16 protein-coding genes and 1 pseudogene are annotated in these 16,683 nt (G+C 57.0%); 6 read left to right on the top strand and 11 right to left on the bottom strand.

What is annotated here, in order from left to right:
* Nucleotides 1-28: 28 nt before the first annotated feature.
* Nucleotides 29-2,674: a phosphoenolpyruvate carboxylase gene (ppc, locus tag AC19YY_RS17750; protein WP_170042941.1), complete on the bottom strand. Its 2,646-nt coding sequence runs from the start codon at nt 2,672-2,674 to the stop codon at nt 29-31.
* 184 nt (nt 2,675-2,858) lie between these two features.
* On the opposite strand from ppc, the gene AC19YY_RS17745 reads away from it, so the two are divergent.
* From AC19YY_RS17745 to AC19YY_RS17735, 3 genes are all read left to right on the top strand, one after another.
* The gene (locus tag AC19YY_RS17745; protein ID WP_500604601.1) at nt 2,859-3,212 is read left to right on the top strand and encodes a hypothetical protein; all 354 of its coding nucleotides are present in this window, start codon (nt 2,859-2,861) and stop codon (nt 3,210-3,212) included.
* Between the two features lie 37 nt (nt 3,213-3,249).
* Entirely contained in the window at nt 3,250-3,594 is a 345-nt protein-coding gene (locus AC19YY_RS17740) for a hypothetical protein (protein WP_500604600.1), read from the top strand.
* A 102-nt stretch (nt 3,595-3,696) separates the two neighbouring features.
* Nucleotides 3,697-4,437, top strand: coding sequence for a hypothetical protein (locus AC19YY_RS17735; RefSeq protein ID WP_500604599.1), 741 nt, complete (start codon nt 3,697-3,699; stop codon nt 4,435-4,437).
* Nucleotides 4,438-4,535: 98 nt separating this feature from the next.
* Here AC19YY_RS17735 and AC19YY_RS17730 read toward each other — a convergent pair whose 3' ends face one another.
* Complete coding sequence (locus AC19YY_RS17730; protein ID WP_500604598.1) at nt 4,536-6,290, bottom strand: hypothetical protein; 1,755 nt, start codon at nt 6,288-6,290, stop codon at nt 4,536-4,538.
* 191 nt (nt 6,291-6,481) lie between these two features.
* Between AC19YY_RS17730 and AC19YY_RS17725 the strand changes: the two are divergent.
* The 3 genes and pseudogenes from AC19YY_RS17725 to lptF form a co-directional block, all read left to right on the top strand.
* A pseudogene (locus AC19YY_RS17725) lies at nt 6,482-6,580 on the top strand (pilin assembly protein); the annotation flags it as partial.
* A gap of 293 nt (nt 6,581-6,873) precedes the next feature.
* A complete protein-coding gene (locus tag AC19YY_RS17720; RefSeq protein ID WP_029300159.1) occupies nt 6,874-7,299 on the top strand; it encodes a DUF4398 domain-containing protein in 426 nt (141 codons plus the stop codon).
* Between the two features lie 54 nt (nt 7,300-7,353).
* Nucleotides 7,354-8,136 (top strand): lipotoxin F family OmpA-related lipoprotein LptF, encoded by a 783-nt coding sequence (lptF, locus tag AC19YY_RS17715; protein ID WP_169955707.1) that lies wholly within the window; start codon nt 7,354-7,356, stop codon nt 8,134-8,136.
* An 86-nt stretch (nt 8,137-8,222) separates the two neighbouring features.
* Here lptF and AC19YY_RS17710 read toward each other — a convergent pair whose 3' ends face one another.
* The 9 genes from AC19YY_RS17710 to AC19YY_RS17670 form a co-directional block, all read right to left on the bottom strand.
* The gene (locus tag AC19YY_RS17710; RefSeq protein WP_170058319.1) at nt 8,223-8,534 is read right to left on the bottom strand and encodes a hypothetical protein; all 312 of its coding nucleotides are present in this window, start codon (nt 8,532-8,534) and stop codon (nt 8,223-8,225) included.
* 99 nt (nt 8,535-8,633) lie between these two features.
* On the bottom strand, nt 8,634-8,960 hold the full coding sequence (locus AC19YY_RS17705; protein ID WP_032858203.1) for a PA3694 family proteiin: 327 nt from the start codon (nt 8,958-8,960) through the stop codon (nt 8,634-8,636).
* Nucleotides 8,957-9,871, bottom strand: a complete 915-nt coding sequence (locus AC19YY_RS17700) for an alpha/beta hydrolase (protein WP_500604597.1) — start codon at nt 9,869-9,871, stop codon at nt 8,957-8,959. Before AC19YY_RS17700 ends, AC19YY_RS17705 begins: the two co-directional genes overlap by 4 nt.
* A 143-nt stretch (nt 9,872-10,014) precedes the next feature.
* Nucleotides 10,015-11,292 carry a flavohemoglobin expression-modulating QEGLA motif protein gene (locus AC19YY_RS17695; protein ID WP_169955704.1) on the bottom strand — a complete coding sequence of 426 codons (1,278 nt, stop codon included), beginning with the start codon at nt 11,290-11,292 and terminating at the stop codon, nt 10,015-10,017.
* A gap of 21 nt (nt 11,293-11,313) precedes the next feature.
* Complete coding sequence (locus AC19YY_RS17690) at nt 11,314-11,862, bottom strand: hypothetical protein (protein WP_170042943.1); 549 nt, start codon at nt 11,860-11,862, stop codon at nt 11,314-11,316.
* Nucleotides 11,863-11,905: 43 nt separating this feature from the next.
* Complete coding sequence (locus AC19YY_RS17685; RefSeq protein ID WP_029300174.1) at nt 11,906-12,622, bottom strand: TetR/AcrR family transcriptional regulator; 717 nt, start codon at nt 12,620-12,622, stop codon at nt 11,906-11,908.
* A gap of 108 nt (nt 12,623-12,730) precedes the next feature.
* A complete protein-coding gene (lysS, locus tag AC19YY_RS17680) occupies nt 12,731-14,230 on the bottom strand; it encodes a lysine--tRNA ligase (RefSeq protein ID WP_170042944.1) in 1,500 nt (499 codons plus the stop codon).
* A gap of 110 nt (nt 14,231-14,340) precedes the next feature.
* Nucleotides 14,341-15,436 (bottom strand): peptide chain release factor 2 gene (prfB, locus tag AC19YY_RS17675; RefSeq protein ID WP_104911704.1). Its coding sequence is split into 2 segments (ribosomal slippage): nt 14,341-15,363 and nt 15,365-15,436, totalling 1,095 coding nucleotides; the frame shifts between segments, so codons are not numbered across the junction.
* A gap of 235 nt (nt 15,437-15,671) precedes the next feature.
* The gene (locus tag AC19YY_RS17670) at nt 15,672-16,673 is read right to left on the bottom strand and encodes a diguanylate cyclase (RefSeq protein WP_169865341.1); all 1,002 of its coding nucleotides are present in this window, start codon (nt 16,671-16,673) and stop codon (nt 15,672-15,674) included.
* Between the last annotated feature and the right edge of the window lie 10 nt (nt 16,674-16,683).

The raw sequence follows: 16,683 nt of genomic DNA, 5'->3' as shown, positions 1-16,683 counted from the left end.
GCAAGCCCTTGAGAACACGCGACAAATGTCAGCCGGTATTACGCAGCCCGGCGGCAATACCGGCCACGGACACCAGCAGCGCCTGTTCCAGAGGGCTGTCCTGTGTCGCTTCCTGCTGGCGGGACCGCGCCAACAACTCGGCCTGCAGCAGGTGCAATGGGTCAAGGTAGGTGTTGCGCAGGCGGATGAACTCCAGGGTGTCGGGACTGTGGGCCAGCAGTTGCGACTGCCCGGTCAGGCCAAGCACCACGGCACACGCCTGCGACAATAGGTCGCGTAAATGCGCACCCAATGGCAGCAGGTCCGGCTGCACCAGACGCTCGTCATACAGGCGGGCGATATCGGCGTCGGCCTTGGCCAGGACCATTTCCAGCATGTCGATGCGCGTACGGAAGAACGGCCATTGCTCACGCATCTGCCCCAGCAACTCGCCTTCGCCCCGCTCCAGGGCCTTGCTCAATGCCGCTTCCCAGCCCAGCCAGGCCGGCAACATCAGGCGCGTCTGGGTCCAGCCGAAAATCCACGGGATCGCACGCAGGCTTTCGATGCCCCCAGCACGGCGTTTGGCCGGGCGACTGCCCAGGGGCAAGCGGCCCAGTTCCTGCTCGGGCGTGGACTGGCGGAAGTACTCGACGAACTGCGGATTTTCCCGCACTACCGCGCGATAGGCGCTGACGCCATCGGCGGCCAATTCGTCCATCAAATGCCGCCAGGCCGGCTCCGGGGGCGGCGGTGGCAATAAGGTCGCCTCCAGCACTGCGGCCAGATACAGATTGAGGTTCTGCTCGGCGATATCCGGCAAGCCGAACTTGAAGCGAATCATCTCGCCCTGCTCGGTGGTGCGAAAACGCCCGGCTACCGAGCCCGGTGGCTGCGACAGGATCGCCGCGTGGGCCGGGCCACCGCCACGGCCAACGGTGCCGCCACGACCATGGAACAACAACAGTTCCACCTGCTGCTCGCGGCAGATATCCACCAGCCGTTCCTGGGCCCGGTACTGCGCCCAGGCCGCAGCGGTAGTGCCGGCGTCCTTGGCCGAGTCCGAATAGCCGATCATCACTTCCTGCGGGCCTTGCAGGCGCGCGCGATAGCCCGGTAGCAGCAACAGGCGCTCGATCACCGGGCCGGCGTTGTCCAGGTCGGCCAGGGTCTCGAACAGCGGCACCACACGCATCGGCCGCTGCACCCCGGACTCCTTGAGCAGCAGCTGCACCGCCAGCACATCGGATGCCGCACCCGCCATGGAGATGACGTAGGAACCGAGGGATGCAGCTGGCGCGGCGGCAATTTCCTTACAGGTATTGAGCACTTCGGCGGTGTCGGCCGACGGCTTGAAATAGCCTGGCAACAATGGGCGACGGTTGACCAACTCCTTCATCAGGAAGGTGATGCGCGCGTCTTCGTCCCAATCCTCATAGCGGCCCAGGCCCAGGTAGTCGGTGATCTCGGTCATCGCCGCCGAGTGACGGCTGGAGTCCTGGCGCACATCCAGGCGCACCAGGAACAGGCCGAACGTTACCGCACGGCGTAGGCAATCGAGCAGCGGGCCGTCGGCAATCACGCCCATGCCGCAGGCGTGCAGGGACTGGTAGCACAGCTCCAACGGCTCCAGCAGGTCGCGATTGTTTTGCAGCACATCAGCCGGCGCCGGGAGGCTGGCGGTCAACGCCGCGTGCGCCCAATTGCGGGTGGCGCGCAGGCGTTCGCGCAGTTGCTTGAGCAAGGCCCGATAAGGTTCGACGCTATCGCCGACCTTGGCCTGCAACTCGGGGCTGGCCTGCTGCATCGACAGCTCGGATGCCAGGTGATCGATATCACGCAGATACAGGTCTGCAGCCATCCAGCGCGCCAGCAGCAATACTTCGCGGGTCACGGGCGCCGTCACGTTGGGGTTGCCATCACGGTCACCGCCCATCCATGAGGCAAAGCGGATCGGTGCCGCCTCCAGGGGCAGGCGCAGGCCGGTCGCGGCGTGCAAGGCGTGATCGGCCTTGCGCAGGTAGTTGGGGATGGCGTGCCACAGCGAATGCTCGATCACCGCAAAGCCCCACTTGGCCTCGTCCACCGGGGTGGGCCGGGTGCGGCGGATTTCTTCGGTGTGCCAGGCTTCGGCGATCAGCCGTTGCAAGCGCTGGCGAATCTGCTCGCGCTCGGCGCTGGTCAAGTCACGGTGATCCTGCAACGCCAGTTGGGCGGCGATGGCGTCATATTTCTGGATCAGGGTGCGGCGCGCAACTTCGGTGGGGTGGGCGGTGAGCACCAGTTCGATCTCCAGGCGCGCCAACTGCCGGGCCAGGGATTCGCTGCTATGGCCCTCACTCTGCAGGCGCGCCAGCAGCTCGGGCAGTACCCGCGACTCGAACGGGGCGGGCTGGGATTCATCGCGCCGGTGAATCAGTTGGTACTGCTCGGCGATATTGGCCAGGTTGAGGAACTGGTTGAACGCACGTGCCACCGGCAACAGCTCGTCTTCCTGCAACTGGTTGAGGCTGGCGCTGAGCTCTTCGCCAGCTGCCGCCTCGGTTGCCCCGCCCCGGCGATCGGCCTTGGCGCCCTTGCGGATCTGCTCGATCTTGGCGAGGAACTCATCACCGTACTGTTCTCGAATCGTGTTGCCCAACAGTTCACCCAGCAGGTGAACATCTTCACGCAAACGTGCATCGATATCGCTCATCAGCCAATCTCCAGCCAGGAATTCGGGACGCTTTGATCTTTAAGAGTGCCGATCAAGCCTTGCTCTTACAAGGAACTTTAAACCTTGGCGGTTGCAGCTAGTCTCAAGGATACGTCGTCGCGTTATCCACGCCGCGACCGGTCACTCATCACCGCCCGCTACCCTGGGCATCACTGAGGTTGCCATGAAAATCCGAGAACTGGCCCAGCAATGGGAAGAAACCGCCAAGGGTCGCCTGACCAAGACCGAATATGCCATCCACCTGGATGTCGAGGCCGCCGCACGGCTGGCGGCCATCCGCGAGATGTACCCCAAGCGCAGCACCGAGGAATTGCTCGGCGAGTTGATCGGCGCCGCCCTGGAAGAGCTGGAAGCCAGCTTTCCCTATATCCGGGGCCAGCATGTGGTTGCCACTGATGAAGAGGGTGACCCGTTGTGTGAGGAAAGCGAGCACGCAATAGAGAAAATCGTGAAACGGGGCCAAATCCACGAACTTCGTATCTTCCAGCCATACGTAGCTACCGCAGCTTTCAGTTGAGCAATTTCGCCATTCCCTCTTTATATAGAAGGTCGTCATGAAAACGTTTGAGCAGATGTTAAGCACTTGGGAAGCTAAGGCTCACGAAGACAACGAGCAGGTCGAGTACACCCTCTCCATCCACCAGCGTGATCTTGTGAAAATCAAAGCATTGGCTGAGGCTTACGAGCTGTCAGAAGCTGTCGTCACCGAAGGCCTACTATCGGCGGCTATACAGGAAGCGGAACGGGCAATCCCTTACGTCAAGGGAACCCAAGTGATCCGCGTCGAGGAAGGTGAAGAGGTATATGCAGACGCTGGGAGAACACCTGCATATGTAGACGCTGAGAACAGACTCGCCTTGGCGATATTCAATAAAAAATCAGAAGACAGTAAAATCTGAAATAGAATTTTCCATCTTAAGATTTTTATCCCGCCAACCTCATCTGCCATATGACTGACAAGGGACCTACTTGGAAGTTAACCTCATAGCAAAGGACAAAAAATGGACATTGAAAACCTTTTATCACCGATATCTTACGAAGAAAGGATCGTGGTCTTTTTTGACGTACTGGGTTGGAAAAGCCACGTTCGCAATGCGGGAGATGATCCACAAAAAATTGGACATTTAGCGTTAATTCCAAAAATACTAAAAAGCGAACAGATTATAGAAGCAGCGGAAGCAAGTAGCTCAGCCGGTATAAGAATCACATCTTTTTCGGATTGCTGCGTACTGAGCATTCCATATTGTGAAGAATCATTACCCAATATCATTTACGGGTTATCAAATACATTTGTGGGCTGTGCTTTGACGGGCTTTCTCTTGCGAGCAGGCGTAACAATTGGCAAACTGCACCACGAGAACGATATAGTTTTTGGCCCAGCAATGAACAGGGCATATGAATTAGAATCCAAAGGTATTTACCCACGGATCATTATCGATCCGAACATACCTTCCCTTATGAATTTAGACCTACATCCAAACATGCTTTCGACAGATGAAATCGGGAGTTTCGTCAACCCCTACGAATGGTCATTTATAAAATCAGTCAACTGCCAAAACCCTCTGCCAGCTGAACGATTCTTGGGCGTAGAAACCAATACAGCAAAAACCCTTTTCACATGCTTACATGAGGCACTATTAAAAATATTAGACTCCGCAAGTGAAGATAAACATCGAGAGAGAGCGAACTGGCCTTACAGCAAGGTAAGGCAGCAATTCAAACAAATACTTTCACTGCAGTAATTCGGAACACTCAGACGCCGAGACGGCGTCTGCTTTTTCTGACCTCAGATCAACCAATGCCTTATTAACCGATAAAAACAGACCTAAATAATCATACTTTAACGATCTTTGTCGGACTCACGGCTTGCCAGTTCTTTATACACATTATCATAATTGCGAAATTTATTCATTCGAACTCGATTCAAAGGTGTCAACTCCGATAACTTCAACAAAGCAGTATAGGTCTTCATAAAAATGATTCTAAAATCATCCATAATATCTTTTTCTGGCGAACTAACTTCACCACACTTCAATAAAGCTCTAGCATGTCGCGTCAAATCTTTGCTATTTAAACTACTAAAATACTCATAAAAATCGTCATCCTTTTTTTGAGCTATACCTCTTCTAAGATCACCATCTGGAAAGCCTGAACCCTTTACCACTGCAAGAACGAGTTCACTCAAGTCGCCCGTGACAGCGAGACTGTCAAAATATTGATTGAGTTTTAAAGAAAGGTAGGCGTTACGCGGCCACTGAAAAATATCATCCTTTTCTCGCACACCTTTTGCCGAGAAGAACTCGGAAAAATACTTATCAACGACCGTATTAATGAAACGCTCCTTTCCCAAGTCACAGTATATTGACGCAACAGAATCAAGATCATTCACAGTGAAGTGCTGCAGAGCTTCGGAAATAGCAAACTCAAAGGCAGTGTATACTTCCGACTCGTTATCAGAAAATGATGCATGAAATAGCTCCCAAGCCTTTCCAAGAAGAGCAATATCGTCGTCATGCTTTATCTTTTTCTCTGCCCCTTCTACTAGTTCCCTCAATGTTTCGTCGTCAGCATATCCCTTGCAGACAAGGTCAATTATCAAAGCATCGAACTCATCACACTTCCCAAAGCCGTACTCGTCCAAATATGTGCTTTTCTCACGAATGATATTTTTCCTCTCCAACTCTTCCGCCGACGCACCTGCATTATCCGGCATGTACGAGAGCAAACTTCCTTGGTAGCTTAGGATAAAATCAATATCTACTTTACACTTACCTCCACCATAGACCGCCATCACTGCGAGGGGAAGTGTGTTATGAGCCTGATCAACTACTTTAGAGTGAGCCTCTTTCAATACCTCATCAAGAACCGAAGCAAATAATTCAATCTTTTTCAGAAGGCGAATATTGTTAATTTTCAGCTTCACAATATTTTCAACAACAGATTCACGCATCTTTCCTGCCGAACCGAATATAAGCTTAACTGACTCTTGCTCCGAAGGAGAATATTTCACCTCATAATCAAAAACTTTCTCACTGTAAGAAAAAAACTCATCATCCGGCTTTAGAGAGCTATCATTGAGAATTAGAATGACAGAGCAATCTTTTTTTTCAACCAAGTTTGAAATCAAACCCAAAACATCACGAGCTGATAGGGAATTTCCACGTCGTTCAAAATCATCAATACATATCAACGTATTTGAAATCATCGAATACTGAATTGAATCAACTATACCGCCAACACTACCAACGAATGGAATTTTAGCTTCTTTACCTTGACGTAAAACCTTCTTTAACCAGCTAGCACTATCACTGAAATCCAACCGCTGCAAATTATCTAAAACCGAGTTTTCAGATCCAACCTTAGAGCTTGGAACTGTATTCTCGAAAATTGAGCGTTTCAGATCTGTTAATGAGTTTATTCCAAACAACGAAACGTAAGAATAGTGAGTACGAAGGAACGTAGATCCTTTCTCTTTTAAGATCGTGTCCCAAAGATGAGTTTTCCCGGTCCCCCAGTCACCTTTCAATACGACGGCCGACCCGCTCCCCTTCACAGCAAAGTCATGAAGTGCTTTCTTAACCTGAGCTACGGACATCCCAATCTCCAATAAAAAACCCCACATCAAGAGAGCATCATAGTGCCACTACGACGATGAGGTATTAAAAAAAGAGAACTCTAACGGATGGGCTCAAACCGAAAATGTACGTAAGGTACTTCAGCCTGCCATCTCGATAGAAAAAACACATCAAATAGGCGTGAACAATAATTCACTTTTATCAAAATCGACCAATATCTGAAGATGTCGGCCCCACACCGCGCTTCCTGTCGTTGTCACGGCGCTACCTGCACGATATGTCAGCCACGCCTGACGATCAGAAACACTGATAAACATCCGCTGAAAAAAACCATTCCCCAGCGTACCGGGCCTTTCATAGGCCCGGCATACCGCTATGGATGGCAAAAGTTCCGATTTTTAAACACTGACCACTCAGTCAGATTTGTTCAGATGTTTTTTCGGGCAAATCGCCATCTTTGGCTGAACTATTCAAAAAAGCCTCGGGTCACAGCCAGTAAGCCATCACTTGGAACAGGCGTTTGAAAAGGCACACTGAGCTTCACCGCCAAAACGCAGACGCTGAACACCGTAGATGGATTTGATGTTTTTCTGGAGTTATCCAATGGAGTTGAAGACGATGAAGACCAGCACTGCCAAATCCTCGTTTAACCACCTGCGCGGGCTCAAATTGGCCGCGTTGGCAATCGGCACCAGCTTCGTCCTCGCGGGCTGCGCCGGCAACCCGCCGACCGAGCAGTACGCGGTGACCCAATCGGCCGTGAACAGCGCTGTAAGCGCTGGCGGTACCGAATACGCTGCCGTGGAAATGAAAGCTGCCCAGGACAAGCTCAAGCAAGCCGAGCTGGCCATGCACGACAAGAAGTACGACGAAGCCCGTCGTCTGGCCGAACAGGCTGAGTGGGACGCTCGTGTTGCAGAGCGCAAGGCCCAGGCTGCCAAGGCCGACCTGGCGCTGAAGGATTCCCAGAAGGCTGTTCAGGAGCTGCGTAACGAAGGCATGCGTCCTGCTGTGATCCAGCAGAAGTAAGCAGCGCCCTTGTTTGCATCGCACCCGAAATCGAATTGAAAGGACGACACCACTATGCGTAAACAATTGATGATCCCTGCCCTGCTGGCGATGAGCGTTGCATTGGCGGCTTGCTCCACCCCGCCTAACGCGAACCTGGAAAACGCACGGACCAACTTCTCGGCCCTGCAAGCCAACCCACAAGCGACCAAAATCGCCGCCCTGGAAACCAAGGACGCCAGCGAATGGCTGGACAAGGCCGACAAGGCGTACCGCGACAAGGAAGACGAGAAGAAGGTCGACCAACTGGCCTACCTGACCAACCAGCGCGTTGAAGTGGCCAAGGACACCATCGCCCTGCGCGAATCCGAAGCCAAGCTGAAAAACGCCGGCGACGAACGTGCCCGCGCCCTGCTCGAAGCCCGCGACGCGCAGATCAAGCAGCTGCAAAACAGCTTGAACGCCAAGCAGACTGAACGCGGGACCCTGGTGACCTTTGGTGATGTGCTGTTCGCCACCAACAAGGCCGACCTGAAATCCAGCGGCCTGGTGAACATCAACAAACTGGCGCAATTCCTCCAGGAAAACCCAGATCGTAAAGTCATTATCGAAGGCTACACCGACAGCACCGGCAGCGATGCCTACAACCAGACCTTGTCCGAGCGACGTGCTACTTCGGTGCAGGTTGCACTGATCAAGATGGGCGTTAACCCAAGCCGCATCGTGACTGCTGGCTACGGCAAGGCATACCCGGTTGCCGATAACGCCAGCGTTTCGGGCCGCGCCATGAACCGTCGCGTTGAAGTGACCATCTCCAACGACAACCAGCCGGTCAAGCCACGTTCTTCGGTTCAGTAACCGACTGACGTACACCGCTAAAAAAGCCCTGCCTGGATTCCAGGCAGGGCTTTTTTTGTAGAAGAACTGCGGCAGATGGCTTTGGATCAGCCGAAGTTGACTGAGTTGGTGTTCTCTTGGGGCATCTGCATGCCTTGCTGGCCGTCGCGATCCATCTGCTTGCGCAGAGGATCTTGCTCATCCTCGCCACCACCACTTGCGCCACTGCCCTGGGAGCCGCCTGCACCGCCCGCGCCGCCCAACAGTTGCGCCAGGAGTTTCTTCAGCGCTTCCGGGTCTGCACCACCCTGCTGCTGGCCCCCTTCGACGCCCTTGCCGACCATATTGCCGGAATCGCCCATGCCGGCGCCGCCGAAGTTACCGAACCCGCTACCACCACCTACTCCACCAATACTCATAGCGATACTCCACATAATTAAGGGGGTTGCTCGTCAGCGCTGCTGACAACCCAATCAGTGGCTTCACACAAAATATGGTTCCAAAAACTACCAGCGTGCTTACTCCTGCAATTGCGGGGTTTCCTGGCCCATGCAACGCACCGCCTGCTTCTTGTTATTCACCAGTACACCGGTCAACCCTTTCTGCTCGGTATCAAACAGCACCAGCACACCGTCGACGCACTGCGCCACCTGGGGAGCCGGGGTCAGGGAGACTTTATAGTCCTCGCCGGGCACCGTCTTGAGCATGGTGAAATCACTGAGCAGCAACGCGTCCTCGGGCTTGGCGAAGTGCAGGTAGCCGTAGTACCACAGGCAGCCAACGGTGCCGATGATGGTGCCGATACCGGTGAGGATCAGGGGGATCATGTTGCGTTCTTCGCTCATTGCGGGCTCTCTGATGATTCAACTTTAGGAGTGGCGGCCGCCGGGTAATTGGGGATTTCCCCCAGGCGGCGCAGGCCATTGAAATGCTGCGGGTCGTCAAGATAACGCAGCATCACGGTTTGCCAGGTCTTGTCGGCAAAAGTCTGCACATGCCCACCGCGGGTCAATTGCAGCACCCTTGGCGGCGGCGCAGCTTGATACAGACGGATGCCGTTGGAAAGCGGCACGATCGGATCATCCAGACTGTGGAACAGCAGTTTCGGCACGCCGGTCAGCTGCGGCATGCCGTGGATCGCGCTGTCGGCGTCCGGCACCAGCCACGACAACGGCACCTGAAACGGCCATGTTAGCCAGGAAGTGCTCAGGGCGAATTGCCCTACATCACGATAACTGGCGGGCACGCCATCCAACACCAGCGCCTTGAGCCGGGGCTGGCGCTCGGGATGTGCCGCCAGGTAATGCACCGCCAATGCCCCGCCCAGGCTCTGGCCGAGCACCACCAGCGGCTGGCCCTGGGTCTCGGGGGCCTGGTCAATCCACTGAAAAGCCGCATCCAGGTCCTGGTAGATGGCCGGCAGCGAAGGTTTGCCTTCGGACACGCCATAGCCGCGATAGTCCAGCATCAGCACTTGATAACCCTGGGCCGGCAGCCACCAACTGCCCCCCAGGTGCCCGGACAGGTTGCCCCCGTTGCCGTGCAAATGCAGCACCGTGCCCTTGAGCGGCACACCGGCCTTGGCCGGCAGCCACCAGGCGCGCAGCTTGAGGCCATCGGCGGTGGTCAGGGTGACGTCACGGTATTCCAGGCGCGCCTGTTGCGGGGTAAATGGCAGGCCGGGCTCGGGGTAGAACAGCAGCGAGCTGCAGCCGTTGAGGGTCAGGAGCAGGCATAGAATGCCGAGCAGTCTCATCCGTTGAAACCTCGTAAATGGGTGGGGACACAACCCTGATAATCAATGAAGACAAACTGTGGGAGCTGGCTGTCAGTTACTCCACCGGTGGCTGACAGACCGCGATCGCAGGCAAGCCAGCTCCTACAGTTGATGGGATTTGGTCAGAGGATATTGGAGTAGTCCGCCTCGATCCGGTCCAGGCTCAGGTGATTGAGGAAGTTGGAGAAGCACATCCACGCCGACAACGCGTTCATATCGCGAAACTGCTCCGGCAAGTACTTGGGCGGCACCACCAGGCCTTCGTCCACCAGTTGGCGCAAGGTGCGCATGTCTTCCAGGGTGGTCTTGCCGCAGAACAACAGCGGCACCTGCTCCAGCTTGCCCTTGCGCACGGCCAGCTGGATGTAGTTGTAGACCATGATAAAGCCCTTGAGGTAGGACAGATCCTTGGTAAACGGCAGGCCCGTCGGCGTCGAGCCGCGAAACACCCGGCTGGCGTTGCCGTAGCTCTCGGCCATTTCAAAGCCCTGCTCGCGGAAGAACTCGAACACCTGCAGGAAATCGGCGCCCTCTTCCACCATATGGATCGCGCGGGTGCGGTTGGTCAGTTTGCGCAGGCGGCTGGGGTAGGAGGCGAAGGTGATGATCTCCATCAGGATCGCCAGGCCCTCCTGGGTCACGGTCGACGACGGTGGGCCCTTGGACAGGAAGGTGCAGATCGGCTGGTTCTGGCCGTTGAGGGTGGTGCCCACATGGACCAGCCCTTCGTGGACTTCCAGGGCCCGCACATCGCGCTCGTTGAACATCGCATCGGTGCGGATCTTGATGTAGTCGGCACCCGCCGCCGCGTCGGCGACGATGCCATCGGACTCAAATACGCGGATGGTTTCCTCGGCCTCGCCAAACACCTTGTTCAGGCGGCTTTGCAGCAGGCTGACGGCGTCCTTGGCAGTCAGGGTCTTGGCTTCGTCCTTGAGATCGCCACGGCCGTCGATATTGTTCAGGTAATCGGAGAGCATCAGGCCCAGGTCGGCCAGGGTCGGGTCGCCGGCATGGAATGCATCGGAGGCCGCGCCGTAGAGTTCCTGGGAAATCAGGCCGAAATCCTCGGTGCCACGGGCTTCGAGCATGCGCACCACCATGCGGTATTCCTTGCACATACGCCGCATGATCTGCCCGACCGGGTTGAACTGGCCCAATTGGCGAGTGATATCACGCTCAATGTTCTGGAACTCCAGCTTCACCTTGCTGGAATCGAACGACAGTGGCCGGTTCAGGTAATAGTCGCGGTCCACGGCCGGCATGTGCTTGCCCTTGCCCTGGAGGAAGCCCTTGCGAATGTTGTCGTCCCACTTCACGGCGTCGAGGACGCGAATCGGTGTTTGCGCCAGCACAATGCGATCGGACAAGGTGCGTATCGTCTGCTGGTAATCGTCCACCCGGTGCTTCCTCTTTAAACGTTATTTGCCCACATGTTTATAGCGTACGGCTTCGACAAACACATCGGCGTTGGCCGGATCATCCAGGTAAGCCAAGACTTGGCTCATGGGGCTGTCGATCAATGTCCCGTCCCCTTCGACGGTCTCGACACTGCTGCCACTCAGGGTTTTGTGCGTGATGGCCTGGTTGATCGCCTCGGGATCGAGGTTGTAGACCACCAGTTCGCGGGCCTCATTCAATTCAAACCCGGCGAGGATAAAGTGCCCGCCCAGCTTGTTTGGCAGCGGCGCCGACAGGTACCAGCGGTTGCCGTGGCGGGACACACTGAACAAATACTCGTCGCGCTTGATCGGCTGGGTCTGCGAGGTGCTCACTGCCTTGTAGCGATGCTGGCCCACCCGGCTGATCTGCAGGTCGAGCGGTTCGCCCCAGGCGTTCCTGCTGGCCCACTTGCCCAGCAGCGCGTCAGGTGCGGCCTCGCTGGCCGGCAGGGGCTCCTTGAAGGTCACCAGGCAGCCGCTCAGGAGCAGCGACACCATCGCGGTCACTAACACACGCCAGGTTTTCATCCATCACTCCACAGCTGTTTTGGGCAGCCTGGCCTCCACATGACTAGACCGAGGCCAGTACCAGGTGCATGTAACGCTTGAGAATCTCGAGCATTTCTTCGCCAGTCAGGGCCTCGGGCTCGAACAGCAGGCCCTGATATTCCATCCGACTGATAATCGCCGTCAACACTTTGGCATCCTGTTGCGGCTCGCGGGAGCCCAGCACCTGGAAAAACTGGCAAGTGCCCTGCAACAAAATCTGCTGGTGAGAACGTACCAGTTCGCCCAGGCGCGGGTTCAACAAGGCTTCCTGGCGAAAGGCCTGTTCGGCCATCAGGTACTCACGCCGGTTGAGCAGTTGGCGCAGGACGTAATCGGCAGTCAGCCGCGCAATATCATCGGCCAGTTGCGAGCGCGACTCGGCACTGCCATCACCGTAGGCCACCATCTCGCGCAGCAAACCTTCGTTACGCACCCACAACTTGCCCATGAACGCCGCACTGCGCTCCACATACTGGGCAAAGGTGTCGGTGAGCAGGTCGTCGATATCCTTGAAATAGTAGGTGGTGGCCGACAGCGGCACACCGGCCTCCGCCGCCACCGCCCGATGGCGCACCGCCCGCACGCCATCGCGCACGACAATGCGCATGGCCGCGTCGAGAATATCCTGGCGACGCTGTTCGCTGCCCTGGCGACTGGCCTTGCGGCCCTGGTACTGAACACTTTCAGCCACGGCGGCAGCGATGCCAGCGGCGCCTTCTTGAGCCATTACGCGCTTCACGAAAGATCGTCCTCTCACTCAACAAAAGTCTGGCGCCGTACGCTTGACGTTAGTACAGGCCACACAAAAAAGCCGCCTTATAAAAGGCGGCTTCGGGATTCGCTAAGGTTACGCTTGCGGCCGCATGTGCGGGAACAAGATGACATCGCGGATCGACGGTGAGTTGGTCAACAACATCACTAGGCGGTCGATACCGATACCTTCACCGGCCGTTGGCGGCATGCCGTACTCCAGCGCCCGCACAAAGTCGGCGTCGTAGTGCATGGCTTCGTCGTCACCGGCGTCCTTGTCGGCCACCTGGGCCATGAAACGCTCGGCCTGGTCTTCCGCGTCGTTAAGCTCGGAGTAGGCGTTGGCGATTTCGCGACCACCGATAAACAGCTCGAAACGGTCGGTGACGTTCGGGTTGTCGTCGTTGCGACGGGCCAGCGGCGACACTTCGAACGGGTACTGGGTAATGAAGTGCGGCTGTTCCAGCTTGTGCTCCACCAGTTCTTCGAAAATCATCACCTGCAGCTTGCCCAGGCCTTCGAAGCCCAGGACCTTGGCCCCGGCTTTCTTGGCAATGGCGCGAGCCTTGTCGATGTCGTTCAGGTCGTCAGCGGTCAGCTCGGGGTTGTACTTGAGGATCGAATCGAACACCGACAGGCGCACGAACGGCTCGCCGAAGTGGAACACCTTGTCGCCGTACGGCACGTCGGTAGTCCCGAGAACCAGTTGCGCCAGCTCGCGGAACAGTTCTTCGGTCAGGTCCATGTTGTCTTCGTAGTCGGCGTAGGCCTGGTAGAACTCCAACATGGTGAATTCTGGGTTGTGACGGGTCGAGACACCTTCGTTACGGAAGTTGCGGTTGATCTCGAACACCTTTTCAAAACCACCGACCACCAGGCGCTTGAGGTACAGCTCTGGCGCGATACGCAGGAACATTTCCATGTCCAGGGCATTGTGGTGGGTTTCGAACGGCTTGGCTGCCGCGCCGCCCGGAATGGTCTGCAGCATCGGCGTCTCGACTTCGAGGAAGTCACGGGCCATCAGGAAGCTGCGGATGTGGGCGATCACTTGCGAGCGCACGCGGAACGTCTGGCGCACTTCTTCGTTGACGATCAGGTCGACGTAGCGCTGGCGATAGCGCTGCTCGGTGTCGGTCAGGCCGTGGTGCTTGTCTGGCAGCGGGCGCAGCGACTTGGTCAGCAGGCGCACGTTGGTCATTTCGACGTACAGGTCGCCCTTGCCGGAACGGGCCAGGGTGCCTTCGGCGGCAATGATGTCGCCCATGTCCCAGGTTTTCACCGAGGCCAGGGTTTCTTCCGAGAGGGTCTTGCGGTTGACGTAGACCTGGATGCGCCCGGTCATGTCCTGGATCACCATGAACGAGCCACGGTTGAGCATGATGCGACCTGCCACCTTGACCGGGATCGCAGCTTCTGCCAGCTCTTCCTTGGTCTTGTCCGCGTATTGCTTCTGCAAGGCATCGCAGTAGTTTTCGCGGCGGAAGTCGTTGGGGAAGGCGTTACCCTTGGCACGCTCGGCAGCAAGCTTTTCCTTGCGCAGGGCGATCAAGGAGTTTTCTTCCTGTTGCAGGGCCTGATCGAGTTGTTGGTCGCTCATGTCTTTAAATATTCCATCTGGTTCGTTGTCCCCAGCCTGCGGCTGGGGATCGCGGGCAAGCCCGCTCCCACAGGGATCGAGGAGTGTCAGCCAATCCCGCGTTGCATGTATTACAGGCCTGATTTCAGGCTGGCTTCCAGGTATTCGTCGATATCGCCGTCGAGTACCTTGTCGCAGTCGCTGCGTTCGATGTTAGTGCGCAGATCCTTGATCCGCGACGCATCAAGCACATACGAACGGATCTGGTGGCCCCAGCCGATATCCGACTTGGTGTCTTCCAGTGCCTGGGAAGCGGCGTTGCGCTTCTGCATTTCCTGCTCGTACAACTTGGCCCGCAGCATTTTCATGGCGGTGTCCTTGTTCGCGTGCTGGGAACGTTCGTTCTGGCAACTGACCACGGTGTTGGTCGGTACGTGGGTGATACGTACGGCCGAGTCGGTGGTGTTTACGTGCTGGCCACCGGCACCGGAGGAGCGGTAGGTGTCGATGCGCAGGTCGGCCGGGTTGATCTCGATTTCCACCTTGTCGTCGATCTCGGGGGAGACGAAAACCGCAGAGAACGAAGTGTGGCGACGGTTGCCGGAGTCGAACGGGCTCTTGCGCACCAGGCGGTGTACGCCGATCTCGGTACGCAACCAGCCAAAGGCGTATTCACCCTTGATATGCACGGTCGCGCCCTTGATACCGGCAACTTCACCGGCGGACAGTTCCATGATGGTTGCTTCGAAACCGCGTTTGTCAGCCCAGCGCAGGTACATGCGCAGCAGGATGTTGGCCCAGTCCTGGGCTTCGGTGCCGCCGGAACCGGCCTGGATATCCAGGTAGGCGTTGTTCGGGTCCATCTCGTGGCTGAACATGCGGCGGAATTCGAGTTTGGCGAGGTTGTCCTCGAGACGGGCCAGCTCGGCGACGACATCGCCCACTGCGCCTTCGTCGTTTTCTTCGACGGCCATGTCCAGCAGGTCGCGGCAGTCGCCCAGACCGGTGTTCAATTCGTCGAGGGTGTCGACGATCTGCGCCAGCGCAGCGCGCTCGCGGCCCAGTTCCTGGGCGTATTCAGGTTTGTTCCAGACAGCCGGATCTTCAAGCTCGCGATTGACTTCGGTCAGACGCTCATGCTTTTGATCGTAGTCAAAGATACCCCCGAATAGTTTCGGAGCGCTCGGACAGGTCCTTGATGGTGTTCAGGATCGGGTTGATTTCCATGGCGGGCAGCACTCGTTGGCGAACTTTTGAAAGCCGGCGAGTATAACGGCAAAAGGCTGGAAACGGCAGTCCGCTTGGCCGAAAAGGCTGGGTTTGTGTGATATCTACAGCCCGATAAAGATCAAATGTAGGAGCTGGCTTGCCTGCGATACAGACGACTAGGTGTATCAAGTAGACCGAGGAGACGCCATCGCAGGCAAGCCAGCTCCTACATTGGGTTGGCGGTGTTCGCAGGCTATTCGATCCCCACCTGGTTGCGCCCATTGTGCTTGGCCAGGTACAACCCCTTGTCCGCTGCCGAGATCAATTGCCGGCAATCGGTCCCCAGCAGTGGCGTCATGGTCGCAAGACCAATGCTGATGGTCAGGCTCGCCCCTTCAGAGGGTGCGATGTGCGGGATTTTCAGCGCGGCAACGGCCTGCCGCAGTTTCTCGGCCACCAGCCGCGCACCACCCGGCGAGGTGTTGGGCAGCACCAGGGCAAACTCTTCGCCCCCGTAGCGCGCCGGCAGGTCCGAAGGACGGCTGCTGGCGTCGCGAATGCTCGCCGCCACCTTGCGCAATGCTTCGTCCCCTTCCAGGTGGCCAAAGCTGTCGTTGTAGGTCTTGAAGAAGTCCACGTCGATCATCAGCAACGACAACTGGGTCTGGTCACGCATGGCGCGTCGCCATTCCAGCTCCAGGTATTCGTCGAAGTGCCGGCGGTTGGACAACCCGGTCAAGCCGTCGGAATTCATCAGGCGTTGCAGCACCAGGTTGGTGTCCAGCAGTTGTTGCTGGCTGACCCGCAGCGCACGGTAGGCCGCGTCCCGCTGCAGCAGGGTCATGTAGGAGCGCGAGTGGTAGCGGATCCGCGCCACCAGCTCGATGTTGTCCGGGAGTTTCACCAGGTAGTCATTGGCCCCGGCGGCAAACGCGGCGCTCTTGATCAGCGGGTCTTCCTTGGTCGAAAGCACAATGATCGGGATGTTCTGGGTCGCCGGATGGTTACGGTATTCACGCACCAGGGTCAGGCCGTCCAGCCCGGGCATGACCAGGTCCTGGAGAATCACCGTCGGCTTGATGCGGATCGCCTGGGAGATGGCCTGGTGGGGGTCGGCACAGAAGTGGAAGTCGATATTGTCCTCATGGGCCAGACCGCGCCGCACGGCTTCGCCGATCATCGCCTGGTCGTCCACCAGCAACACCATGGCGGCGTTTTCGTCGGTCTTGAAGTCGTCGAGCTGTAAATCATTCATTTGCGGTCAC

The organism is Pseudomonas sp. MF09156 (assembly GCF_059862305.1).
This window is presented reverse-complemented; position numbering and strand designations above follow the sequence as displayed.

Coding starts and splice junctions, on each gene's coding strand:
- AC19YY_RS17700 (WP_500604597.1), bottom strand. CDS start 9,871: ATGAGACTGCTCGGCATTCTATGCCTGCTCCTGACCCTCAACGGCTGC.
- AC19YY_RS17745 (WP_500604601.1), top strand. CDS start 2,859: ATGAAAATCCGAGAACTGGCCCAGCAATGGGAAGAAACCGCCAAGGGT.
- AC19YY_RS17710 (WP_170058319.1), bottom strand. CDS start 8,534: ATGAGTATTGGTGGAGTAGGTGGTGGTAGCGGGTTCGGTAACTTCGGC.
- AC19YY_RS17735 (WP_500604599.1), top strand. CDS start 3,697: ATGGACATTGAAAACCTTTTATCACCGATATCTTACGAAGAAAGGATC.
- AC19YY_RS17720 (WP_029300159.1), top strand. CDS start 6,874: ATGGAGTTGAAGACGATGAAGACCAGCACTGCCAAATCCTCGTTTAAC.
- lptF (WP_169955707.1), top strand. CDS start 7,354: ATGCGTAAACAATTGATGATCCCTGCCCTGCTGGCGATGAGCGTTGCA.
- AC19YY_RS17690 (WP_170042943.1), bottom strand. CDS start 11,862: ATGAAAACCTGGCGTGTGTTAGTGACCGCGATGGTGTCGCTGCTCCTG.
- AC19YY_RS17705 (WP_032858203.1), bottom strand. CDS start 8,960: ATGAGCGAAGAACGCAACATGATCCCCCTGATCCTCACCGGTATCGGC.
- AC19YY_RS17740 (WP_500604600.1), top strand. CDS start 3,250: ATGAAAACGTTTGAGCAGATGTTAAGCACTTGGGAAGCTAAGGCTCAC.
- AC19YY_RS17670 (WP_169865341.1), bottom strand. CDS start 16,673: ATGAATGATTTACAGCTCGACGACTTCAAGACCGACGAAAACGCCGCC.
- lysS (WP_170042944.1), bottom strand. CDS start 14,230: ATGAGCGACCAACAACTCGATCAGGCCCTGCAACAGGAAGAAAACTCC.
- ppc (WP_170042941.1), bottom strand. CDS start 2,674: ATGAGCGATATCGATGCACGTTTGCGTGAAGATGTTCACCTGCTGGGT.
- AC19YY_RS17730 (WP_500604598.1), bottom strand. CDS start 6,290: ATGTCCGTAGCTCAGGTTAAGAAAGCACTTCATGACTTTGCTGTGAAG.